This window comes from Chryseobacterium sp. FH2 (assembly GCF_001045455.1).
Lineage (GTDB): Bacteria > Bacteroidota > Bacteroidia > Flavobacteriales > Weeksellaceae > Chryseobacterium.
This window is the reverse complement of sequence record NZ_LFNE01000014.1, coordinates 1-22,437: the sequence shown is the minus strand read 5'-3', so window position 1 is coordinate 22,437 and position 22,437 is coordinate 1. Positions and strand designations below refer to the sequence as shown.

General features: G+C 31.6%; 21 protein-coding genes, 1 tRNA gene and 1 pseudogene. 9 read left to right on the top strand and 14 right to left on the bottom strand.

Features of this window, described 5'->3' with window-relative positions; translation table 11 throughout:
• Positions 1 to 22: 22 nt before the first annotated feature.
• From ACM39_RS17360 to ACM39_RS17340, 5 genes are all read right to left on the bottom strand, one after another.
• Positions 23 to 865: a GLPGLI family protein gene (locus tag ACM39_RS17360; RefSeq protein ID WP_165585137.1), complete on the bottom strand. Its 843-nt coding sequence runs from the start codon at positions 863 to 865 to the stop codon at positions 23 to 25.
• Positions 834 to 1,760 carry a hypothetical protein gene (locus ACM39_RS17355; protein ID WP_048512316.1) on the bottom strand — a complete coding sequence of 309 codons (927 nt, stop codon included), beginning with the start codon at positions 1,758 to 1,760 and terminating at the stop codon, positions 834 to 836. Before ACM39_RS17355 ends, ACM39_RS17360 begins: the two co-directional genes overlap by 32 nt.
• Positions 1,757 to 2,272 carry a hypothetical protein gene (locus ACM39_RS17350; protein WP_048512315.1) on the bottom strand — a complete coding sequence of 172 codons (516 nt, stop codon included), beginning with the start codon at positions 2,270 to 2,272 and terminating at the stop codon, positions 1,757 to 1,759. Before ACM39_RS17350 ends, ACM39_RS17355 begins: the two co-directional genes overlap by 4 nt.
• Positions 2,273 to 2,329: 57 nt before the next feature.
• The gene (locus ACM39_RS17345; RefSeq protein ID WP_131701483.1) at positions 2,330 to 2,623 is read right to left on the bottom strand and encodes a hypothetical protein; all 294 of its coding nucleotides are present in this window, start codon (positions 2,621 to 2,623) and stop codon (positions 2,330 to 2,332) included.
• Between the two features lie 91 nt (positions 2,624 to 2,714).
• Positions 2,715 to 2,960 (bottom strand): hypothetical protein, encoded by a 246-nt coding sequence (locus tag ACM39_RS17340; RefSeq protein ID WP_048512313.1) that lies wholly within the window; start codon positions 2,958 to 2,960, stop codon positions 2,715 to 2,717.
• Positions 2,961 to 3,308: 348 nt separating this feature from the next.
• Between ACM39_RS17340 and ACM39_RS17335 the strand changes: the two genes are divergently transcribed.
• The 4 genes from ACM39_RS17335 to ACM39_RS17320 all read left to right on the top strand — a co-directional run bounded on the left by ACM39_RS17335 (position 3,309) and on the right by ACM39_RS17320 (position 9,600).
• Positions 3,309 to 4,979 (top strand): helix-turn-helix domain-containing protein, encoded by a 1,671-nt coding sequence (locus ACM39_RS17335; protein ID WP_048512312.1) that lies wholly within the window; start codon positions 3,309 to 3,311, stop codon positions 4,977 to 4,979.
• A gap of 80 nt (positions 4,980 to 5,059) precedes the next feature.
• Positions 5,060 to 6,592 carry a M20/M25/M40 family metallo-hydrolase gene (locus ACM39_RS17330; protein ID WP_048512311.1) on the top strand — a complete coding sequence of 511 codons (1,533 nt, stop codon included), beginning with the start codon at positions 5,060 to 5,062 and terminating at the stop codon, positions 6,590 to 6,592.
• A gap of 131 nt (positions 6,593 to 6,723) precedes the next feature.
• Positions 6,724 to 7,428 carry a hypothetical protein gene (locus tag ACM39_RS17325; RefSeq protein ID WP_048512310.1) on the top strand — a complete coding sequence of 235 codons (705 nt, stop codon included), beginning with the start codon at positions 6,724 to 6,726 and terminating at the stop codon, positions 7,426 to 7,428.
• Positions 7,429 to 7,752: 324 nt separating this feature from the next.
• A complete protein-coding gene (locus ACM39_RS17320) occupies positions 7,753 to 9,600 on the top strand; it encodes an acyltransferase family protein (protein ID WP_048512309.1) in 1,848 nt (615 codons plus the stop codon).
• Between the two features lie 268 nt (positions 9,601 to 9,868).
• On the opposite strand, the gene ACM39_RS17315 is transcribed toward ACM39_RS17320, so the two are convergent.
• Positions 9,869 to 9,955: transfer RNA gene (locus ACM39_RS17315), tRNA-Ser, on the bottom strand.
• A gap of 57 nt (positions 9,956 to 10,012) precedes the next feature.
• Positions 10,013 to 11,029: an asparaginase gene (locus ACM39_RS17310; protein ID WP_048512308.1), complete on the bottom strand. Its 1,017-nt coding sequence runs from the start codon at positions 11,027 to 11,029 to the stop codon at positions 10,013 to 10,015.
• A gap of 80 nt (positions 11,030 to 11,109) precedes the next feature.
• On the opposite strand from ACM39_RS17310, the gene ACM39_RS17305 reads away from it, so the two are divergent.
• A complete protein-coding gene (locus ACM39_RS17305) occupies positions 11,110 to 11,787 on the top strand; it encodes a TrmH family RNA methyltransferase (protein WP_048512307.1) in 678 nt (225 codons plus the stop codon).
• Between the two features lie 16 nt (positions 11,788 to 11,803).
• Here the strand turns inward: ACM39_RS17305 and ACM39_RS17300 are convergent, their stop codons facing one another.
• Genes ACM39_RS17300 through tsaD form a run of 3 tightly spaced genes read right to left on the bottom strand, consistent with a single transcriptional unit; the run spans position 11,804 to position 13,907 of the window.
• Positions 11,804 to 12,502: an RsmE family RNA methyltransferase gene (locus ACM39_RS17300; protein WP_048512306.1), complete on the bottom strand. Its 699-nt coding sequence runs from the start codon at positions 12,500 to 12,502 to the stop codon at positions 11,804 to 11,806.
• Positions 12,499 to 12,894: a hypothetical protein gene (locus ACM39_RS17295; protein WP_048512305.1), complete on the bottom strand. Its 396-nt coding sequence runs from the start codon at positions 12,892 to 12,894 to the stop codon at positions 12,499 to 12,501. The genes ACM39_RS17300 and ACM39_RS17295 overlap by 4 nt, the downstream gene beginning before the upstream one ends.
• Positions 12,891 to 13,907, bottom strand: coding sequence for a tRNA (adenosine(37)-N6)-threonylcarbamoyltransferase complex transferase subunit TsaD (tsaD, locus tag ACM39_RS17290; RefSeq protein ID WP_048512304.1), 1,017 nt, complete (start codon positions 13,905 to 13,907; stop codon positions 12,891 to 12,893). Before tsaD ends, ACM39_RS17295 begins: the two co-directional genes overlap by 4 nt.
• 4 nt (positions 13,908 to 13,911) lie before the next feature.
• Between tsaD and ACM39_RS17285 the strand changes: the two genes are divergently transcribed.
• The 3 genes from ACM39_RS17285 to ACM39_RS17275 all read left to right on the top strand — a co-directional run bounded on the left by ACM39_RS17285 (position 13,912) and on the right by ACM39_RS17275 (position 19,758).
• On the top strand, positions 13,912 to 18,708 hold the full coding sequence (locus ACM39_RS17285; protein ID WP_048512303.1) for a hypothetical protein: 4,797 nt from the start codon (positions 13,912 to 13,914) through the stop codon (positions 18,706 to 18,708).
• A gap of 134 nt (positions 18,709 to 18,842) precedes the next feature.
• The gene (locus tag ACM39_RS17280) at positions 18,843 to 19,313 is read left to right on the top strand and encodes an Lrp/AsnC family transcriptional regulator (RefSeq protein WP_042723244.1); all 471 of its coding nucleotides are present in this window, start codon (positions 18,843 to 18,845) and stop codon (positions 19,311 to 19,313) included.
• A 67-nt stretch (positions 19,314 to 19,380) separates the two neighbouring features.
• Positions 19,381 to 19,758 (top strand): hypothetical protein, encoded by a 378-nt coding sequence (locus tag ACM39_RS17275; protein ID WP_048512302.1) that lies wholly within the window; start codon positions 19,381 to 19,383, stop codon positions 19,756 to 19,758.
• Between the two features lie 40 nt (positions 19,759 to 19,798).
• Here the strand turns inward: ACM39_RS17275 and ACM39_RS17270 are convergent, their stop codons facing one another.
• The 3 genes from ACM39_RS17270 to ACM39_RS17260 are packed head-to-tail and all read right to left on the bottom strand — an operon-like array spanning position 19,799 to position 21,466.
• Positions 19,799 to 20,209: a hypothetical protein gene (locus tag ACM39_RS17270; RefSeq protein WP_131701482.1), complete on the bottom strand. Its 411-nt coding sequence runs from the start codon at positions 20,207 to 20,209 to the stop codon at positions 19,799 to 19,801.
• Positions 20,210 to 20,216: 7 nt separating this feature from the next.
• The gene (locus ACM39_RS17265) at positions 20,217 to 20,753 is read right to left on the bottom strand and encodes a TlpA family protein disulfide reductase (RefSeq protein WP_048512300.1); all 537 of its coding nucleotides are present in this window, start codon (positions 20,751 to 20,753) and stop codon (positions 20,217 to 20,219) included.
• A gap of 32 nt (positions 20,754 to 20,785) precedes the next feature.
• Entirely contained in the window at positions 20,786 to 21,466 is a 681-nt protein-coding gene (locus tag ACM39_RS17260) for a hypothetical protein (protein ID WP_048512299.1), read from the bottom strand.
• A 196-nt stretch (positions 21,467 to 21,662) separates the two neighbouring features.
• Between ACM39_RS17260 and ACM39_RS18765 the strand changes: the two genes are divergently transcribed.
• On the top strand, positions 21,663 to 22,028 hold the full coding sequence (locus ACM39_RS18765; RefSeq protein ID WP_053073345.1) for a helix-turn-helix domain-containing protein: 366 nt from the start codon (positions 21,663 to 21,665) through the stop codon (positions 22,026 to 22,028).
• A 95-nt stretch (positions 22,029 to 22,123) separates the two neighbouring features.
• Here the strand turns inward: ACM39_RS18765 and ACM39_RS17250 are convergent.
• Positions 22,124 to 22,437 (bottom strand): annotated as a pseudogene (locus ACM39_RS17250) (transketolase C-terminal domain-containing protein); the annotation flags it as partial.

The following is a 22,437-nucleotide window of genomic DNA, read 5'->3' as shown; positions in this document are numbered from 1 at the left end:
TTTTATTATTGAGAAGTTTTTTTTAAAGGCAACTAGGTTTTAGTTCTATTGGGCTTTCAAAGTTTTTCAGTATTTCCCATTCTTTTTTATCGTAGGAATCTTTTACTTCTTTACTGTTGACATCTTTTCCATTGATGACATAAGTAGTTTGGGATGTATTTAAATTTTCAAAAATAACCGAGGGTTGTTTTATATATTTTTTCCAAAACGCATCCCATTGTTTTGGTGAAATATTCATTGGCTGGTCATAGGTGAAATTCCTTTGTTCGAGGTCATTTTTTTCTTTTACTATTCCCTTCACTTCGAAATTATATATATTCTCAGAATCTGTTATTTTTAAAATTAATCCCGGTAATCCGTAAAATTTATAAGGTCCGTCACTTATCGGGATTTCCGTTGTATACCAGGCTGTCCATTTTCTTCCTCCAAACTCAGTAAAAGCCATATTGGTCTTATATCCTAAAATTGTCATTGCTTTATCGTTTACCAGCTTCCAGTTTTGTTTACAAGAGCTATAATTTGTAGAGAAAATACTGGTGAAAAAGCGTTCTTCCACGGTAATGTTACTTTGAGAAATGTCTTTAATTACCAAAGAGCGGAATTTTGCATTGGAATTTCCATCACTTACTTTTAAACCCTGGGCTTTGTTGGCAAAATAATCATTCACCATTTTGGTATGAGCAGAATCTCTCCTGAAATTTTCGTAGGCCTGGAAATAAGATTTACCTTTTTCATTGGTTATCAAAGTGCAAAGTTCCTCATGTTTTGGAACATCAGTTTTATTCTTCCACTGCATTTCATAGAAAACCTTATAAGATTGTGCAAAAATAAAATTACTGATTAGAAATACTGGTAGTAAATACATTTTGTTCATAAGGTTCGTCCTTTTCATAATAGTTAAAGTAATAAGATGTTAAATTCCATATAATCATTATTGCAGAGAAGAAGAAAAGATTAAAGCTAATGATAATTCCGATATGCATTAGAATCGTCAGGGTAAACCAAAGTTTTCTGGTTTTGCTGATATTTATAAAGATAGGATATAAAATTTCTATTATAATGATCAGCCATCCTCCTGCAATATAAAAATATCTGAAATTTTCGTTAAAAATTGAAGGCAGATGTATAAAGTGTGTGAAATTTGGAAGGTTTAATGATTTCCACATTGATTCCCCGTTCCACCAATTGAATCCCAATATTTTATCAAGTCCTGAAAAAAAGTAGGCAATACACAGATGTAGCTGGATAATCCTTTTGCTGATGTTTAAAGATTGTATTGGAAGATTGAAGATTGTTTTAGGTAAATATCTTTGCTGAACAGAAAAATAACTGCTCGTCGGAAATATAAAAATATAAAATAAAGACATGCTTGAAAAAAAATCAGCACCATAAAAAAATAATGAAGCGGTTTTTACAAAAGAAATCTGTAAAAATAATAATGCTAATGCTGATATTCTACTAAAAAAGCCTAAAATTACAAATATTGTAAGGGTGATATAGATGTATTTGAAAATAAGCCCCGGATTTTGAGAATATTCTGATAAGAATGCTTCTATTTTGCTGTAAGGTATGATGTTATAATCATAAAATGCCCCATGTATTTCAACCGGAATAATGCTGTTACTACCATACAATAACTCAAAATCACTCCAAACAGAAAGGAAATGAACCAATAAAATTGCTCCAATACTTATTCTGAAAAAAACAAGAAAATTCGGATCGAAATTTTTGTTAAAAAATATGTGTAGAGAATCTTTCATTTTATACTGTCGATTTTTATTAATCTTGTTTCTTTTTTATTACTGTCCAGTGTGGGTTGGTCATATAAATAAGCGTAAGTAATTATATTATTTCCATATTTTTTCTTAAAATTTTTGTTTACTTGTTTTAAAAGAATATGATTGATTTTTAATTCAGGTATATTTTTATCTTTAGTTGTTACATTTTTGATATATACGTCATTGAGGTTTGCAAATCTCAACTTACCTTCTTTTGTACTTAACAAATCTGTAGAAATATATGAATTACCGGTTTGGGTATTTTCAGATATTATTAAAAAATTGCTTGAAACGTTCGGCGCAAAAAAACCATATCCAGTATCAAAACCTGTATAAGAAGAAACCAACTTTTCATACTTAAATCCTTTTGTCTGAATGGGGTTTTCATATTTATAAAAGTCACAGAAAGACTGAGTAGTCGTTGTTATTCCTGTAATTATTACCTTTAAAACTATTACAGAGAATATTATATATTCAAAATATGTATTCTTCATTACCTGTTAGTTTGATGGAAATAACAGGATGCTCTTATGAGCATCCTGAAAAAGTATTTACTGATACTTGTTGATGATTTTGTTTAATTGAGTAAGCACAGGTGTCGTAGGCTCATCCGGGAAAGTTCTGTTTTTTGTAGTACAGGTACTTAGCTCAGACTGATAGTCGCAGTAAGTCCATCCCACAACGTTTTTACTTAAAAATTCTAAATCTTCTTTAGAAACTTTCTCAGTGTTTTTTACAGTAATTACATTACCGTTTACTTCGATGATGTCTGTGTTTTTCGTATCAGCGAAAGACATAAGCGTTAGAGTGATAACTCCACCTGCTAAAAGAATTGCTTTTTTCATGTTAATTAAATTTGAAAGTTGATAGTTATTTTTCGATTTATTTATAAGCCATTTTTTTGTATTGCGCACTACAAAATAAGTGGATGATAAATTATTTTTTTATTCTCCAGTGAGTGCCGTTTTTTACCGGAGGATCTTCTTCTTCAGCTTTACTGATAGAATCTCTTGAAGTAGATTGGTCACTATCCTTGCTCATTATATTAGAGCTTTTACCACGGGATTTTTCTTCAAACCTTGGTAAGTCATTTTCGTCATCCTGTCTGCAGGATTGTAAACCTGCAGATAAAACTATTATAGCAAATAAAGAGATGATCTTTAAAGAGATAATCTTTTTCATATTGATTTCTGAATTAAAGGTTATCCCTGGCCAGGTTTTAGTTTGATTTCTGATTTCGAATTTATAGGCAAAATGATAAGAAAAAAAATACTTGTTGTCACTATTCAGAAATTAAGACGTCTTAATTCATGAATTGGGACATTATTATTGTGTTGATTACCAGTGTTTTGTTGCTGTTTTTAATCAGATGTTAATTATCTGTATTAATTCCATAATGTTTGATAAATTTTAACAATTTTTGTGTATTTTTGATTAGAATGTATGTCTTAATAAACACTCATTGTGAATAAAAAACTATTTTTTCTATTATTTATAATAATTTTTAAACTTTCTTTTTCTCAAAAAGAAATGTATAGTGAATATTATAAACTGAGAAAAAACTATGAAAACCTGGAAGAAAATGACAGTAGGGCCTTTCCCTATATCAAACCCTATATCAATAAAGCTAAAAAAGAGAAAGACTATACAAAATTAGTTCAGGGCTATAAAGACGGGATCTTTTATTCTGGTTCAGATGAGGAAAAGCTAAAATATGCAGACAGTATGATCTATGCTGCAAAATTATCAGGTGATAATGATTTAATAAGCACGGCATATATTGATAAAGGAGTCATTTATTACTACAATTATAAAAGATTTCAGCCTGCACTTAATGAATATCTCAAGGCCTATGAATATTCTAAAAATACTGGAAACAGTTTCCTGAAATACCAGAATTTATATCATATTGGTGTTGTAAAAAGCTATTTGGGATATGATGAAGAAGCGTCAAGGATTTTCAGACAATGTATTAATCATTATTATCTAAAAACAAAAGAAAAACTTCATCCTAATGAAATTTTTAACAATAAGAAAGGATATCTCAATAGCTTACACCGGCTGATTATCTGTTATCGAAATCTAAAACAGTTTAAAGAAGCAGATTCTTTGATTCAAAAAGGGTTAAGAGAAGTGAAAAATAATGAAGATTATAGTCAGGAAAAAGGTTATTTTCAATTAAGCAACGGGATTCTAGAATATCAAAAAAGTGATTTTAAAACTGCAGTCCAAAATTTAAATGAATCTTTAATTCCTATCAAAAAGACGGATGATTTTGCTTCACTTTCAGTAAACTATTTTTATTTGGGTAAAAGTTTTTTCAGTCTAAAAAATAACAATCAGGCGCTGTCAAACTTCAAAAAAGTTGATTCCATATTCCAAAAATATCAGTTTATCCTTCCGGAGGTAAGGGAAAATTATGAGATATTGATTAACTACTATAAAAAAGAAAAAAATCAGTCTCAACAATTATATTATACCAGCCAGCTTTTAAAGGCTGACAGTATAATATCTACAGACTTTAGTTACCTTTCTGCGAAAATTCATAAAGAATATGATACAAAAAATCTTTTAGATGAAAAAAATAAGCTTGAAAAAGTAAATTCCCGGGGAAACTTTGTTATTATTAGTTTGATTATTTTGGCAGCTGGTCTGGTTATTTTACTAATTATCAGATATAAAAAAGAAAAAAATATTCAGCAAAAATATGATTTGCTTGAAAAAAAGCTTAGAAATAATGAAGGTAATTTAAAAGAGGGCAAAATTTCAAATCCACAGATTTTTGAAGAAAAGAAAACTGGTTTAGATGAAGAAAAAATCGAAGAGTTACTTCGTAAATTGAAAGTTTTTGAAGATAAAAAAGAATTTACTCAAAAAGGGCTTACCATACATAAACTTGCTAATCAGTTTGGCACAAATTCCAAATATCTTTCTCAGGTAATTAATGACTGCAAAGGTTCTAATTTTAACAAATATTTGAGTGAACTAAGAATCAATTATATTACTAAACTTTTGTTTGAAAATAAAGAATATTTAAAATATAGAATCGAGACTCTAGCTCAGGAATGCGGAATCGCTTCAAGGCAGAATTTTTCTGATTTATTCTATGAAATTAACGGTATTCGGCCTACAGATTTTATAAGGAAGAGAAGACAGGAACTTGAAAGTAAAGGTGCTTTTTCTAAATTAAATCCTATTTAAGTATGAAATATGGTGAATATTAGTAGTAAAACTTGGTTTTCTTCATTATATTTGTTATCCACACACAAATTATAATCATCATGAAAAAGCTTTTATTCATTATTCTCGGTGCTGCAATTGTTTTGATGGCAATTCTTCTGATAAAAACAGCCACTTACCCATTTAAAAAAGTTGATTCAGAAGCCAAAGAAGGCTGGAAAGCAGCGAAAAATGATTCTGTCGTTCAAAGATTCGCAGGAGGGATCAAAATACCAACAGTTTCTACAGGAGAATTAGGCGATTTTGATTATTCCACTTTCGATGCATTTAAAGAATATTTGAAAAAATCTTATCCTCTGGTATATCAGAATACAGAGAATTATGAAATCAATAAATACGGATTAGTTTTTAGACTAAAAGGTAGCCAGCCAAATCTCGAACCGATCTTATTTCTTTCCCACATTGATGTTGTGCCTCCTGGAGATGCGGATGTAAAATCAAATGAGCAAAATATTTTCAGACCGGATGATAAACCTTTACCTGCTGTGACAAAAGTTGCCGAAGATTGGGATTTTGCTCCTTTTGCCGGGGCAGTGGCTAATGGAAGAATCTATGGAAGAGGAACTATGGACATGAAAGGGATGCTGTTTTCTTTGATGGAATCTATGAACAGCATGATTAGAAATAATAATGTTTTGAAAAGGGATATTTATCTGGCTTTTGGCTTTGATGAAGAGGTTGGCGGACAAAAAGGCGCTACACAGATTGCAAATTATTTTAAACAGAAAGGATTAAAATTCGATGCTGTATATGATGAAGGAGGTCTGGTACTACAGAAAGGAAGTATTGCAGGGATTGATTCCGATGTTGCTGTCATTGGTTGTGCAGAAAAAGGATTTTTATCCGCAAAAATTCAAGTAAAAGGGCTGGGAGGCCATTCTTCTATGCCACCAATGGAAAGTGCTATCGGGAAAGCAGCAGTTATTATGCAGCGTTTAGAAGATCACCAGATGAAACCTGTTATTACCCCGCTTATTCATGAATTTTTTGATAACATCGGAGGTTCGATGCCATTTGCAAACAGATTGGCTATTTCAAATCAGTGGCTTTTAAAGCCGGTTTTGTTATCTCAGCTGACTAAGAATAACTCTACCAATGCTTTAGTTCGTACTACAACTGCACTTACCATGATGAAAGGTAGTGATGGTACAAATGTACTTTCTCCTGAAGTTGAATTTGTGGTTAATTTCAGACTTCTTCCCGGAAATACGGTAAAAGAGGTGAAAGATCATATTGCAAAAGCGTGTGAAGGTTTTGATGTGGAAGTTGAGGAAATAGATAATACCAGAGAAGCTTCTGCGGTTTCTCCGACTAATACAAAAGCTTTTCGAATGATTCAGGCTGCGATTAAAGAAATTCATCCGACTGCCATAGTAACACCTTATCTTACTGTTGGCGGAACAGATGCTTACAAATATCAGATTGTGAGTAAAAATATTTACCGGTTTATGCCGATAAAAATTAATAATTCTGAACAGCAAAGCATCCATAGTACCAATGAATATATAAGTATAGAAAACTATATGAAAATGATTCACTACTTCGAATACATTATGAAGAATTATGATAAGTAAATTTTTTTTTATAAAATCCCTTACATTAAATTTCTTTTTAAAAACAAAGGAAAAAAATATTTAATTAAAAATAACACGTCAAGTTTTGTCGCTTTACACCTATAGCTTTGCAATATTAAATCATTAAAGCTATGGAATTACCATTTTATATAAGCTACAGAGAATTTGAAAAAGATTATTACGACAATCTTGAAAAATGGTTTGAGCATTACGATAATACAAATGAAATTGACTTTCTGAAAAGTCAGGCTGAGTTGTACAGACCTTATTTATGCTACAATTTCTCGGAAGATAAACTTCAGCCGGATGCTGTAATAAAGGTTAAGCACTGTTTCTTTCCTTACTTCGAAAATTTTGGTATTTCTTTCTGTGTGGATTTTGAAAACGGAAAACAATCCAAGCCCTTACCTCCCGGAATTAATAACATTTCAGAATGGAAAACCATTACGATGATGGAATATGCTCAGCATGTTTTAGATAAAATCAATACATACTTTTACAAAAAAGGATTGAATAAAGAAAAAGAAAATGTGTTGAATTATATTAATAATCATGAAATTATCACCTCAAAAGAACAAACCGGATATTGTTTACATTATGAGCAACATCAGAAAACGATTCCCTTTTTAAAAGCTTTTCTGCCTTATTACGGCTGTACAGTTGATATTTCTTTATATAGAAATTTTCACTTTTCTATTGTAAGGATTGCAGATTTTATTGATCAAAAACTGAAAGCTGTAAAAGCTTTTGAATATAGCTCATATTCTGTTTTAAGATCCGAAGCTACAATTAAGTTGCATATGAAAAATCATAACTTCCTCACCATTTGTAATTAAAACTAATACACCAAACATTCATATACTAAATTGTATTGTTTGAACATTTTGTTAGCTTATTTTTCAAACAATGAACCCAGCCTTCGTGGCTGGGATTTTTTCTAATATTAAATTATCATGATTCTAAACGACAAAAAATGATTGATAAGAGAAGTAAAACTAAGTTATTCAAATGATGTAAAAGATTCCTGCTATACAAAAGATCCCAGTAGAAATATTGTTTAGTCATAAACCAGTCAACATTTTAATGTTTCTTTATACTCAAATTGTTAAATAGTACTTTCTATAAAGTTAAAAAAAATTATATTTGCTTAAACAAAATGTATGAAGTTTAGAAACGATATTTCCCTTCTAAGAGCTATTTCTGTATTGGCAGTTTTATTTTTTCATTTCAAATTAAGATATTTTTCAGGAGGTTTTATAGGGGTAGATATTTTCTTTGTGATCTCAGGCTATCTAATGACTAGAATTGTGCTTTCCGGCTTTAAGAATGATAACTTCGACCTTTTATCATTTTATAAAAAAAGAGTAGTAAGAATATTTCCGGCATTACTTGCTATGATTTCATTTTTTGCATTAATAATTGGATTATTAATACCTACTCAAATTATTAATTATCTAAAATATTTTTATTCCAGCAGTCTTTTTTTCTCTAATATTTTTTACTATTTAAATAGTAATTACTTTGATACTGCTTCTCAATTTAATTTTCTTTTGCACACATGGTCTTTATCGGTGGAATGGCAGTTTTACATGATTTATCCATTAATACTGATGTTAATAAGGAAATTTTATGTAAACAATAAAAATAAATTTATATTATTTTTTTGTTTGATGATAATAATTTCGTTAATCTCAATGCTGCTACATAGTAAAGCTGACAGATCGTTTTCATTTTTTATGTTCTACCCAAGAGCTTGGGAAATGATGTTTGGAGGTTTGGCATTTCTTTTTGAAGGCAGGTTTAAAAAAATAAATTTAAATTTAAAAAAAGTAATACTGGCTTTATGCTTACTTGTTATTTTTAGCTGTATCTATCTCATTAAGGAGTATAAGGTTGTATGGCCTTCTTTACTGACAATAATTCCGGTTGTATCAACTGCAATCATACTTCTGATAAATATTGATTTAAAATTTTTTAATAACAAGCTAGTCAGGTTTGTCGGAGATATATCATATTCTTTGTATTTATGGCATTGGCCTTTTTGGGTGATAAGCATGTACTTTGCATTAAATGACAGATTGAGATATAAGGTATTGTTTATTTGTCTGTCGTTTATATTTGCAATAATTTCATATTATTCTATAGAGAAAAAAACCAGCGATAACAAAATAAAACCTATTTTAATTACAAGTTTTATATTATTTACGGTATCTTTTATTGTTACGAAACTGTACAAAGAGCTTCCTGCAAATAATTATATGAAAAATTTAATTTTTTGTGCGTCAGATTATAAGTATAGTGAGGAGGCAACTAAACAATATAATTTTATCAAAGGCCATAAAAATGGAGAAGACCGTTTTAATGAATATGATTTGTCAAATCTTAAAATAAAAAAAGATTCTGTAGTAATACTGTTGGGAGATAGTCATGCAGGAATGATGTCAGAAATGATAGAGGAAATAATTGATAAAGATAAATATCAATTTATACAAGTAACTACAGATGCTACGTACCCTATGATAGACTCAAAAACTAATTTTGAAGGGCCAAGGGAGTTTTTTAATTACTTTTTTGTAGATTATTTTCCAAAAATAAAGGATAAAGTGAAACTGGTTATAATAAATTCTAACTATTCAGGGTATCCAATCAAAGACTTAGCCTTAAAAATAGATTTCAGCCAGAAATATTTTGCTCAATATAATGTAGATACTGTTTATTTGGGACAAACTGACACGTATTATTTTGATTATCCGACTACAGATTATTTAGAACAAAGGTATAGCATTCATCAACCGTTAAATTTAGAATTATCTCGAAAAAATAATCAGGTCAATCTTTTTTTAGAGGATCATTTGAAAAATAAATATATAAATTTATTAAATGTTTCAATTCAAAAAGTGAACAAGTCAGGCATTCCATATATGTATGATACACATCATTTGACAAGCTACGGATGTGATCAATATAAAGACATTATTAAGGAGAAATTAAATGAGTATTTACAATAAGAATTAAGATAAAAGCCCTATTAATTTGATTGGGCTAAATTAAATATAGTTTTTCGAGTAAGGATGAATTATTTATTACACCTTCCTCATTACGAACCATTTCTAACTTAAGCATTTTTTGCTTTTTCCAATTCTTCTAATATGTTATCCATTACTTCTTCGGTTGTAAAGTATAAAAAAACTATGTTTTAAAGAAATCAAAACTGCTTTAGGAAAGGTGTTATAAAACAAAAAAAGACTCATAAATCATTGATTTACAAGTCTTTTGCAGAAAGGAAGGGATTCGAACCCTCGATACAGTTACCCGTATACTACCTTTCCAGGGTAGCTCCTTCAACCACTCGGACACCTTTCTTTATTCGAGACTGCAAAAATAGGGTAATTTATTGAATCTGCAAACTCTTAATGTAATTTACTCTGAAATTTCTCCACAGAGACTTCTTGCAAAATTATCAGCAAAACTACCCTTATAATGTGGATTATCAATTAAATGCATTGCTTTGGTAATGGCGCTTTCGGCTGTGATATCTTTTCCGCTGATAGCTCCTATTTTTGAAAAAATATTACTGTTTTCATATTTTCCAAATGATATTCCGCCTGAAATACATTGGCTTACCACCACTATTTCAGTTCCGTTATTTCTGATTTCCTGAAGAGTTTCCATCGTCTTTTCACTGCTGAAAATCGTTCCGGAACCAAAAACCTGAAGAATAAGGACTTTCATTTTCGGAATTTCTTTAAAATGATTAAGCTTCATTCCCGGAAAAATTCTCCAGAATAAAATATCTTCAGAAATATGATCATCTACATGAAATTGTATTCTGGGATCACAGCGGTGGAGATTTTCTTTAATGATATTTAAATGAACCCCGGATTGCCCAAGAATAGGGTAGTTGGGGCTGGAATATGCATCAAAATATTCTGCAGAATATTTCAACGTCCTGTTTCCTCTTAATAATTTGTATTCAAAATAAATTGCAACTTCCTGAATAACAGCTTTATTGTTCTCATATAAACTGGCATAATATAGACTTGTTAAAAGATTTTCTTTCGCATCCGTCCTTAAATCACCAATTGGAAGTTGTGAGCCTGTTAAAATCACCGGTTTGGTTAGTCCTTTTAACATGAAACTCAGTGCGGAAGCAGTATAAGACATGGTGTCAGTTCCATGAAGAATCAAAAATCCGTCATAGTGTTGATAGTTTTTATGAATGTAATGAGCGATAACTTTCCATTCTTCGGGGCCCATATCAGAGGAATCCAGCGGTTTTTCGAAAGGATGTACAAAAACTTCACATTCCATCAACTTCATTTCGGGCATTTTTTCAAAAATATTTCCAAAATCAAACGCTCGAAGGCTTCCGGTTTCATAATCTTTTTCCATACCGATGGTTCCACCGGTATAAATTAGCAGGACTTTACGTTTCATGTAATACTTTTATTAAGATTTTGAGCCTGGTTCAGGTTCATTCCTCAAAATTACGTTAATTTGCAAAGATTTGAAAATGAATGAAAGATTTAGCAAAAACTTTTGAGTATTTAAAACAGTTTTTAACAGAAGAAAGATTGCAAAAAATTGAACATTTCGCACCCGAAAGTTCAGATTTTATACTTCCTGTGGTAGAAGACATCTATCAGTTCAGAAATGCCGCAGCGATTGTACGTTCTGTGGAGGCTTGTGGTTTTCATAAAGTAGTGGCTTTACAGGAAGAGTATAGTTTCGAACCCAATCTTCGCGTAACAAAAGGCGCCGATACTTGGGTTGAAGTTGAAAAACTACCAAGAAATAGGGAATCTTTTCAAAACATTAGAGACAGAGGTTATAAAATTGTTGCGGTTTCATTGGAAAATAATGCAGAAATGTTGCCTGAATATAAAATTACCACACCAATTGCTTTAGTTTTCGGAACTGAAATGGAGGGTGTTTCTCAGGAAATTTTAGATTTTGCAGACGAAACGTTAGCAATTCCGATGTATGGTTTTACAAGAAGTTTTAATGTTTCGGTTGCAGCTTCGATTTGTATGTACGAATTGAAACAAAAACTCCTTAAATCTGATATCGATTATAAACTAAACGAAGAAAAGCTATTGAGAATGAAAATCCGTTGGGCAGTAAATTCGATGAGAAGCGGACAGCAGATTTTTGAAAAATATGTAAAAGACAACAATTTTACAGATTTATTTTAAATCATTGCTAACAAAATTATACTGAAATATTCAAATAATTCCAGGCTGCAACGAAAATTCCTGCGGTTTCTGTTCTAAGTCTTTGATTACCAAGTGATATGGCTTTTATTTTATTGTCTGATAAATAAGAGATTTCTTTCTCAGAAAAATCTCCTTCAGGACCGATTAAGAATGTAATTTGACCTGGTTTTGAGATTTCTTTAAGCTCCATTCTCTCCAGATTTTCATGGCAATGAGCGACAAAAGTACTGTCTGCGTTGATACTTTTAAGGAAATCCTGTAGTCTGACAGAATCATTTATGATAGGAAAATGAAATCTTAAGCTCTGTTTGGAAGCAGCAATTGCCTGTTTTCTTAGTTTGTCTATATTAATATTCTTTCGTTCTGTTTTTTCAGTCTGTAGAATTGTAATCTCAGAAATGCCCATTTCTACAGCTTTTTCTACAAAAAATTCAATTCTGTCAATATTTTTTGTCGGAGCAATGGCAATGTGAAGTTTCGGGCTAAAATCAGGATGCCCTGTTTTAATTTCAGAAACATTGATATTTGCTTTCTTTCCTTCAATCATCAGTTTTCCGGAAGCAAGATTGCCTTTTCCGTCTGTCACATGAATTTCTTCACCATTTTTCATTCGAAGAACTTTTACAATATGCTGTTGTTCATCATCATGAATGATTACTTTATCATCTGATATTTCCCCGTAAAATAATTTCATATATCCTGGCTTAAGATGGCAACTCCTGTTTTTATTGTTTTATAAATGTCTGTATCACAATCTCTATAACTGCATACAAATACTTCTTCCATCCAATTATTATTAATGAAAATGATATTTAAATATTCTTGTTTTCTTAAATTGTTTTTGATTGATAAATAATCTCCTTCTTTTGGAGTATAAGGAAAACTGAAAATATTCCCTGAATTTATTTTTTCTAGAATTTCGTCTTTTATATCCTGAATATATCCTCCTTCAGAACTTGATGGGAAATAATCTAATGAACTTTCCGGAACATCATTCTTCCCTGTAATAGTTTCTAATACCCAATAATATTTTGAGTTCTTTTTAGAACGTGTTCCAAGTATTTTTTCTTCTAAGAGTATTTTCATAAATCATATTTTGCAGTTGCAGAGGTTCTTAAATCAGTAAATTCCCCTCTTTCAAACTTTAATTGGGCAACCATTGCAATCATTGCGGCGTTGTCAGTAGTATATTCAAATTTTGGGATGTAAATATTCCAGCCTAATCTTTCATGATTGTTTTCCATAGCTTTTCTCAGCGCTGAATTTGCAGAAACCCCCCCCGCAATTGCAACTTCTTTTATATCTAAATCTTTTGCCGCTTTTTCAAGCTTATTCATTAAAATTTCAATGATTGTTTTTTGTACGGAAGCACAAAGATCCTTAATATTGTTTTTAATAAAATCAGGGTCTTTTTTAACTTCTTTTTGTATAAAATATAATACAGAAGTCTTGATTCCGCTGAAAGAATAATCATAATTCTCTAATTTTGGTTTATTAAATTTAAAAGCATCAGGATTTCCTTCCTTAGATAGTCTATCGATAACCGGACCTGCAGGATAATCTAAATCAAAAATTTTTCCAATCTTGTCAAATGCTTCTCCTGCTGCATCGTCAATGGTTTTCCCTATGATTTCCATATCAAAATAATCTTTTACCAAAACAATCATTGTATGACCTCCGCTTACGGTAAGACATAAAAACGGAAATTTTGGCGGCATAGGATTTGCATCTTCAATGAAATGGGCTAAAATGTGCGCCTGAAGGTGGTTTACCTCAATTAAAGGAACATCTAAACTCATTGCCAAAGATTTAGCAAATGAAGTTCCTACAAGAAGAGAACCCAAAAGTCCGGGTCCACGTGTAAATCCTATAGCAGAAATTGCATTTTGTTGTATATTTGCTTTAGTTAAAGATTTTTCAACAACGGGGATGATATTTTGCTGATGCGCGCGCGATGCTAGTTCAGGGACCACACCGCCATATTCTTTATGGATTGCCTGAGTCGCAGCGATGTTCGAAAGAATAGCATTTCCCTTGATGATAGCTGCTGATGTATCGTCGCAAGACGATTCAATACCTAAAATTATAGAGTCGCTCATAATAATGGCAAAGTTAGAGAATAATAACGAGAATGAGAACAAAAAATCGGTAGCTGAAAACTTAGGTAATCAGGTACAAAAAACTGTTGATAATGTAGAAGGAGCTGTAAAGGAGACCGTTAAGGAAGCGTCTGAACTTGCTTCAGATGCTATTCATCATCCTGTAGAAACTGCAGAAGAGTTTGGAAAACAGGCAATGAAGGATGTTACAAGCTATTCTTGGTGGGCGAAACTCTTATTAATTCTTTTCTGGATTGGTTTTGGTCTTGTTGCTGCTGTTTTTATCATTATCAATCTGCCGGTAACGAAACAATGGGCTGCAGATCAGGCTTTACAGATTGTAAATAAAGATTTTAAAGCAAAGATGTCTACCGAAAGTGTAGAAGTAGATTTTTTTGGAGATGTAAAAATTAAAGGTTTAAAAATAAAAGATTATAAGGGGCTTGATTTTATTACGGCAAAAGAATTTACTGCTAATTCAGATTGGTTTTCTTTAGCGACAAACATTGGAAAAAATAATTCTTTAAGTTTTAATTCCTTAACATTAAAAAACGCCGAGATAAAAGTCATTACTTATAAAGGGGACAGCATTTCAAACTTTATCCGTTTTACCCAGTTATTTGACAGCGGCAAAAAAAAGGACTCGAAAAAGCCTCCTTTTCAGTTAGATTCCAGGGTGCAGATTCTTGATTCTAAGGTTTCTATTGTGAATTTAAATTCACCGGGAGAAGCCGGAAAATGGCTGACTGCTACAAAGTTTAATCTTAAAGCTCCAAATGTAAAAGTAAACGGACCGAACGTTTCTGCATTAATCAATAATCTTTCATTTGTCACAAACAGATGGGGAAAATCTCATTTTGTAGACACTTTCTCTACGGAATTATCCATGACTCAGGATTTTCTTTCACTTAAAGATTTAACATTAAATACGGATCACACACTTTTACAGGGAGATATTAAATTTAATCTTCACAAAGGTTCTTGGGCGGGTTTTGCAGACAGGGTTCGCTGGGATATGAATCTTCAGCAGGGAAGCCAGCTGAGTGGATATGATATTAGCTATTTTGTAACAAACTGGGATAATTTTAAACCATTCAATATTTCCGGTAAAATGACAGGGCCTTTGAATAAATTTCACCTTGAAAACTTCCTTATAAGAAACCCCGATGTAAATATCGCTACCAGAACAATGAAAGTTGATAATTTGTTGAAGGGCAATTTTTTAATTGAAACCAATGATCTTTCAACAGATTTTACCTATAAAGATCTAAAAGCAATGATGCCTTCATTTATTTCTAAAAAGATGAAGAATTTTGCTGATGACTTTGGAAAATTGAAATATAACGGGGCGGCAAGGGTAAATCCTAAACAAGTCTATGTTTCCAGTGGAAATCTGATGACAGGAATAGGACAGGCCAAAATTACGAAATTCTCTCTTACAGATTACAGTAGTGCGATGCCGAAATATTCAGGAATTGCTGAAGTACGAGATTTAAATACTTCTGTAATTACCAAAAATAAATCTGTTGGTCTTATTTCCGGTAAATTTGATGTGAATGGTCAAAGTTTCGATGTAAATACAATGCGGTTGACGACAAAATCCCAAATTGCAAGCATTGAAATCTTAAATAAGGAAATTAATAATCTTTATTTGGATGGTTTATTAGATCACAAAAAATACAACGGACTGATCACTGTAAACGATGAGCAGGCAAAAGCGACAATAAAGGGATTAATCGACTTCAGTACTTCAAGAATTTCCATGAATATAGATGCTGATGTTAATTATTTAAACATGAATTATTTTACCGATAAACCCGGAAACCAGATTGTAAGCGGAAAGGTGGTTGGTAAAATGGCCATGTCTTCTATTAACGATTTGACATTGGATGTTGAAGCAAATAATATCAATTTTGCGACAGCTACTCAAAAATATATTATTCCCAATGCTAAGCTAAAAACTTTTGTTGAAGGAGGAAGCCGCGTTATCGATGTTGATGCTCCTGGAGCTGCAAGCGGTAAAATTTCAGGAAGATATAATCTGGCCGATTTAGCCGGAATGGTAGAAAATGGTTTAGGTAAAATCTTGGTTGGCCCACCGCCTAGAAAATTGTACAGAGGGCAGAGTTTTAAAATGGATTTTGATGTTCAGCAGGGTTTGGTAAGCTATTTCCTACCTGATTTAAAATTACCTCAAGGTGCAAAAGTGGAGGGTGAATATGATGGAAACTCGAATAATTTAATTTTAAATCTTGATGCTACAACGTTAAAGTATGTAATGACCAAGAAAGAGGAAATTACCGAAGCGGATAAGGCTTTAGCTGCCGCAAATCCTGATTATAAAATAGATACTAGAGATAAAGTTACCAGAGACAGTGCGATGGTTGACAGTGTCATGGTAAGAATAAATACAGCTAATCTTGATGAACAGTTGTATGCGAAAATTGGCAAAGTTGTCTACAATAAAAATGTTTTCAAAGATTTTACGCTGAGTGGAAGAAATGAAAACAACAGTATTCTTCATTTGGCTACTAAATTTAAACATGGAAATACAGAAGATACTTCCGAAGATCAGCTGAAAGAATATGTAATCAATGTCAACCAGACAACCAACACAGTAGGGGATTATGTTTTTAGATTTGAGCCTACCGAAGTTAAATTCAATGATGTTGTTTGGGCTATTGACACAAGTCCTGAATTGGATCATTCTATTACGTACAGAAAGAATAAAAGTGATTTTGAAATTCGAAATCTGAGGATTTATTCAGATAATAGTGCATTGTTGATCAATGAAGCTGACTTTAAAAATGCGAAAGACTTTTATGTAGATGCAGATATCAAAGATTTTGCGATTGAAAAACTTCTAGAAATGCAATCCGGAGGAAACGGAATGAACATTAAAGGTTTGGCTAATGGTTCTGTTAAAATCAGAATGGATAAAAGCACGCTTCAGCCTTTGGTTGATTTGACCATTGATGATATCACGATGAACGGAAATGATATGGGTGATATTACCGTTTCCGCAACCAATAGTTTTTCGTTAAATGTTTATGATATTGATATAAAAGTTGCTTCTTCAGGAATAATTGGAAATAATAACCTGCATGTCACGGGAACTGTTAATAATAATACACCAACACCTGTAATTGATCTGACGGCAGAAATGCGGGATTTTGATGTTGCCTTTGCCCAGCAGTTTGTACAGACTATTTTTGGAAATCTAAGAGGAAAAGCAACCGGAGACCTGAAAATAACAGGAAAATTTAATGATCTTGATTACAGTGGAGATGTTTCTTTAAAGGGATTTGGGCTAAAACTTTTATTTACGGGAGTTGATTATTCTTTTGGTGATACAGTTATTCCTTTATCAAAAGGATTGGCAATCCTTAACAATATCGAAGTACATGACGGAAGATCCAATTCAAATGGAAACATTTCCGGGGCAATACAGTTTGAAACACTTTCATCAATGGGGGTCAACCTGGTAATGAGAGCTGATAATTTACTGGTATTGAATACTGCTCAGAAAGATTTTGATTTGTTCTGGGGAAGAGTTTACGGACAGGGGGATCTCTACGTAGACGGGCCGGTTTCTGCTTTAAATATTTCAACACCTAATATGAAGGCGCTTAATGGAAGTACATTTACTTTCAATTCGGGGTCGACTTCGAATGTTGAAGAATTTAAGATGTTAAGATTTTTAAAAGAGGGTAAAGACGGTTTAATTACCCTTGAAGAAAAGAAAAAAAGCGGGGCCAATATGAATATCGATTTCAATCTTGACGTTGATAAAGGTACGACGGTAAATGTTCTTGTAGGTGATGATGTAGGAAATATTACTGTAAAAGGTACTGCCAATAATCTAAGATTTCAAATGAACAGGCAAGGAAATATTGCTATGAACGGAACCTATAAAGTTGATAACGGAACCTTCGTTTCTAAAGCAATCCTTAATAAAACTTTCCAGATTCAGAACGGAAGCAGTATTCGTTGGGACGGTGATGCTATGAAACCTGCTCTTGATATAACGGCCAATTACATAAGAATGGTTTCAAATGCAGGACAGTATTTGAACATGGGAAGTATACAGCCAATCAGTATATTATTACAGGCCAATATTACACAAAGCCTTACGGATCCTAAAGTAGATTTAAATCTTACCGCAATGGATGTTTCCAGCCAGGTAAAAGAGACGTTGGCTTCTAAAATGAGCCAGGAGGGGGAGAAAGTTCTTCAGTTTGGTTCTGTTTTGCTTTTGAGTAGCTTTAATGTTTCTAATTCGGGTGGAGTTGAAGTGGATGTTGCAGGCGTTGCAGAATCTTCTGGATATAATCTGCTTTTAAAACAATTGGGGTCGGTTCTTAATACGATGAGTAATGAGTTTCAGATTGACCTGAATTATGTGAAAGGAGATCAATATTCAAATACCGGAGACAGGGCTAATGCGGGAGTAAGCTTTGCTGTTTCGCCAAGGATAAAAGTGAAAACAGGTTTGGGGATTCCTTTGACGAAAACAGAGGCTACAGAAGCTAATTACCTATCGGGGGAAGGCTCAATAGAATATGACGTTTCCAGAAAGAATGACGGAGGATTAATTCTAAGAGGATATTCTAAACCTACAAACATTGGTATGGGCCTTGCAGGAGCAGGAACAAATGGTTCTGCAAATCAAGCCTATGGAGGCGGGGTGGTATGGACTAAGAGCTTCAATTCTTTGTTTAAAAAGAACAAAAAAGATAAAAAAACAGCTGAATCAAAAGTTGAAATAAAAACAGATTCTACAAAATCAGGTGGTAAATAGTTAGAATATTTTAATGATTTTTATCATCCGTGTTAATTATTGTTAATGTTTGATATAATTTTTTTAGTTAAATTATTTTTTATAAATTTGCAAAAAATACATTGATTTTTTAAGGAAATTGTAATTTAACTAATATGAACTATCAACTGGACGAAATAGACAAGAAGATTCTTGATTTCTTAGTAGAAAACACAAGAATGCCTTTTACAGAGATTGCAAAGCAGATGGACGTTTCTGCTGGAACAATTCACGTAAGAGTGAAAAAAATGGAAGATGCGGGTATTATTTTGGGATCATCTCTTAATATCGATTACGGTAAATTAGACTATCACTTTACGGCTTTCATCGGAATTCTTTTAACAAAATCAAACCGTACACAAGAAGTGTTAAAAGAATTAACAAGTATTCCTAACGTAATTGAAGCAAGCGTTATTTCAGGAAAATATAATATTTTCTGTAAAGTAAGAGCTAAGAATACGGAAGATGCTAAAAGAATTATCTACCAAATAGATGATATTCAGGATGTAATGAGAACTGAAAGTATGATTTCTATGGAAGAATATTTAAGTGATAAAAACAGGCTGATTAACGCTATTTCTATTTAATCAAATTTTAAACGAATTATATAAAAGAACTTATGAAATTTCTCATAAGTTCTTTATTTTTGTAGTTATGGAAGAGTACAGCTATTTTGATGAAAATCCTAAGAAAGGATGGGGTTTTATCGGTGCATTTGCAGCTTTGATGCTGTTTACGATAATGGGATTCGGGATAGACCTTGACGAATTTCTTCAGCATGAATATTTGAATATTCCAAGATGGTATTTCTATGTGATTTTCTCAATTGATGCTTTGATGGTAATAAGTCTGGTTCTGATGTTTTTTTACCGGAAAATAGGAATCTTTGCCTTTCCTGCTCTTTTGGTGTTGCATTTCTTTATGCACAATTATTATTTATCCACATTCCTTTATACGGATGTTACTAACCTTTTCCTTTTCACAGGATTCGGAATGTTGGCTATTATTCCGAAGTGGAAGTTTTTTACATAAAAAACCGCTCTCATTATGAAAGCGGTTTAGAAAATTATAATTAATGATTTATTGTCATTAAAGTTTCTTCCGAAACTTTGTATTCCCCCTTCTGGTAGGTGTCTTTACTGGAAAGTAGAACTTCATAAGTGTAAATACCTTTTGGTAAATTATATGTACACTCTTTCTCGTCTTTCTGTATTACGAATTCCTTTTTTATTTCCTCATCTTCTATTTTTCCATTGATTTTTACGGTAATTTTCTCTTCTATTTTGTTTTTAAAACAAAAACTGTCTACCGTTTTAGCATTGGGATCTGTTTTTTTTGTACCATTTCCTTTTAAAGCCATATAGCCCTGCACTAGAATATTACCTATTGCTAATCCTTTATCTAAACCAGATATTGTACTTTGGGATTGTAATGATAATGGGAAAACATAGATGAAGAAAATAAGAAAATATTTGATCTTCACATTTAATTTATTTGAGTGATATTAATTTTTTAGAAAATTCTTGGTAATCAATCGAACCCTCTTCCGTATGAATAACTTTTCCATTTTTCAGGATGTAAGTTTTAGGAACAGCATCTGTATAAACCAAGTTATCTTTGCTCTTTCCATCTAAAAAGTTTCTAATAGCTTTTCTGTAATTTCTATTCTCAAAAGTTATATCATTAATTTTATTTTGGGAAAGATAAGATTGAAGTTTATTGCTGTCTTTATCAATAGATAAGAAAACTAATTTAATGTCTTTGTTTTCTGTAGCTATCTTTTCAAAGATTGGCATTTCTTCTAAACAAGGTTTGCACCAGGTTGCCCAGAGATTAACAATAATCAATTCTTCTTTATTCAGGTAATTTTTCTGAAAAGAACTTTTTGTAAGATCTTTGTCATTGTGAATACTTATTTCATCAGTTGCTCTACCTATTGTAGTATTCCCAATTTTAAAGCTAAATCTTGATCCAATTAAGATTAACGCAACTATAAGAACTAAAATTACGGCTATTATTTTTTTCATTTTTGTAAATTTTGATAAATATATGTAAATATTTATTTTACTGAAGAATTGATAATATAAATTTCATCATTATCATTTACAAAATAGTCTCCTGCTTTTATGGTATATACAATATCACCTTTCTTAATTACAGTATTCTCTTTAAATGTAATCATATTGTTGTTTTTTCTAATTTCTTCTCTTTGAGATTCGTCAAGATCAAATTTAAGAGAAACACTAACTTTTTGATTGGTTAATTTTCCTATAGTAGGATAAAATACACATACACTAACTGTATAATCCACATTATGCCCTAAAATTGTTCCTGTTACATGTTCTGACCAGCATACTGCATTGTGCTTAATCTTTGATAAATTATATTCAACTTCGTTATTTTTAATTATGTATTCTCCTTTTGGTAATACTAATGCCGTTCCTTCTTCGTCTTTAAACTGGGGCATGATTACATTTTCGTCTAATTTTACAGTTCCATCTTTAATAGGTATATTACTTGTAAAAGTAGATGAGTAGGATTGTTGCTGAGAGCCATCTTTATTTGTTGTTATATAATGACAGTGTGTGGTCGATATTAGATCAACATCAAAAAAGCCAAGAAAAGAACAGCATGAGGTAGTATAACATGCAACCTTAATTTTTCTTGATGCTTCTTGAGCACTAGTAAAGTTTATTGTTAAAATAAATAATAATGACATAAGTCTGATAAAATTTTTCATAAAATTGTAATTTTAGATTTTAAATAATTTTTTTACACATTTAAGTTTTCTCGAGAACTTATGTCAAAACTAAAAATGTTATGGTTAACATTCTAAAACAAAAGTTTTAAAATCAAAAACAAAAGTTTTAAAATCAAAAACAAAAGTTTTATTTTTAGAGTTTAAAAAACATTAAATTAGCTGAAAAATTATTCTTATGTCCTTAGGAACCAAACTACGTCATATGCGCCAACAGAAAAACTTATCTCAGATGCAGGTTGCGCATGAGTTAGACGTTTCTCAAACTGCTTACAATAAATGGGAAAGTGATCTGACTAAACCCGGGATAGAAAATCTATTGAAAATTTCAAATTTTTATGAAGCGGATATTTACGATCTTATGAACGATGAAACCGGAGATAGTATTTTTAATAATACTTTAGGTGACGCAAGCGCCATTAGTAAAGTGACTACAATAAATAATTATATTTCGGATAAACTTATAGAACAATATGAACAAAGGCTGAAAGACAAAGATGATCAAATTGCTTTACTGAAAAGCCTTTTAAATAAAGAAGAATAATTAAAATAAAAATAATAATTGAGTTATTTTATTTAATAATAATAAAAAAGTCCTCAATTTTGAGGACTTTTTATGTATGTAAGTTTCAATTTTATTTAAGCTAAAATTCTTTTCACCGCTTCTTTCACCGCTTCTGCATCAATTTTATATTTCTTCATCAATTCAGCAGGTGTTGCAGATTCTCCAAAAGTGTCATTTACAGCTACAAATTCCTGTCTTGTAGGCCTTTTTCTTTTTTTAGCATTCCTGCAACAGATTCACCTAAACCACCTAAATAGTTGTGTTCTTCTGCAGTTACAATTTTACCTGTTTTTTCAACTGATTTTAAGATGATTTCTTCATCTAAAGGCTTAATTGTGTGGATATTGATCACCTCACAAGAAATGCCTTCTTTTTCAAGCTCATCAGC

Excerpts from the sequence above, each read along its gene's own strand:
- ACM39_RS17360 (WP_165585137.1), bottom strand. The coding sequence starts at position 865 with ATGTATTTACTACCAGTATTTCTAATCAGTAATTTTATTTTTGCACAA.
- ACM39_RS17355 (WP_048512316.1), bottom strand. The coding sequence starts at position 1,760 with ATGAAAGATTCTCTACACATATTTTTTAACAAAAATTTCGATCCGAAT.
- ACM39_RS17350 (WP_048512315.1), bottom strand. The coding sequence starts at position 2,272 with ATGAAGAATACATATTTTGAATATATAATATTCTCTGTAATAGTTTTA.
- ACM39_RS17345 (WP_131701483.1), bottom strand. The coding sequence starts at position 2,623 with ATGAAAAAAGCAATTCTTTTAGCAGGTGGAGTTATCACTCTAACGCTT.
- ACM39_RS17340 (WP_048512313.1), bottom strand. The coding sequence starts at position 2,960 with ATGAAAAAGATTATCTCTTTAAAGATCATCTCTTTATTTGCTATAATA.
- ACM39_RS17335 (WP_048512312.1), top strand. The coding sequence starts at position 3,309 with ATGTATAGTGAATATTATAAACTGAGAAAAAACTATGAAAACCTGGAA.
- ACM39_RS17330 (WP_048512311.1), top strand. The coding sequence starts at position 5,060 with ATGAAAAAGCTTTTATTCATTATTCTCGGTGCTGCAATTGTTTTGATG.
- ACM39_RS17325 (WP_048512310.1), top strand. The coding sequence starts at position 6,724 with ATGGAATTACCATTTTATATAAGCTACAGAGAATTTGAAAAAGATTAT.
- ACM39_RS17320 (WP_048512309.1), top strand. The coding sequence starts at position 7,753 with ATGAAGTTTAGAAACGATATTTCCCTTCTAAGAGCTATTTCTGTATTG.
- ACM39_RS17310 (WP_048512308.1), bottom strand. The coding sequence starts at position 11,029 with ATGAAACGTAAAGTCCTGCTAATTTATACCGGTGGAACCATCGGTATG.
- ACM39_RS17305 (WP_048512307.1), top strand. The coding sequence starts at position 11,110 with ATGAAAGATTTAGCAAAAACTTTTGAGTATTTAAAACAGTTTTTAACA.
- ACM39_RS17300 (WP_048512306.1), bottom strand. The coding sequence starts at position 12,502 with ATGAAATTATTTTACGGGGAAATATCAGATGATAAAGTAATCATTCAT.
- ACM39_RS17295 (WP_048512305.1), bottom strand. The coding sequence starts at position 12,894 with ATGAAAATACTCTTAGAAGAAAAAATACTTGGAACACGTTCTAAAAAG.
- tsaD (WP_048512304.1), bottom strand. The coding sequence starts at position 13,907 with ATGAGCGACTCTATAATTTTAGGTATTGAATCGTCTTGCGACGATACA.
- ACM39_RS17285 (WP_048512303.1), top strand. The coding sequence starts at position 13,912 with ATGGCAAAGTTAGAGAATAATAACGAGAATGAGAACAAAAAATCGGTA.
- ACM39_RS17280 (WP_042723244.1), top strand. The coding sequence starts at position 18,843 with ATGAACTATCAACTGGACGAAATAGACAAGAAGATTCTTGATTTCTTA.
- ACM39_RS17275 (WP_048512302.1), top strand. The coding sequence starts at position 19,381 with ATGGAAGAGTACAGCTATTTTGATGAAAATCCTAAGAAAGGATGGGGT.
- ACM39_RS17265 (WP_048512300.1), bottom strand. The coding sequence starts at position 20,753 with ATGAAAAAAATAATAGCCGTAATTTTAGTTCTTATAGTTGCGTTAATC.
- ACM39_RS17260 (WP_048512299.1), bottom strand. The coding sequence starts at position 21,466 with ATGAAAAATTTTATCAGACTTATGTCATTATTATTTATTTTAACAATA.
- ACM39_RS18765 (WP_053073345.1), top strand. The coding sequence starts at position 21,663 with ATGTCCTTAGGAACCAAACTACGTCATATGCGCCAACAGAAAAACTTA.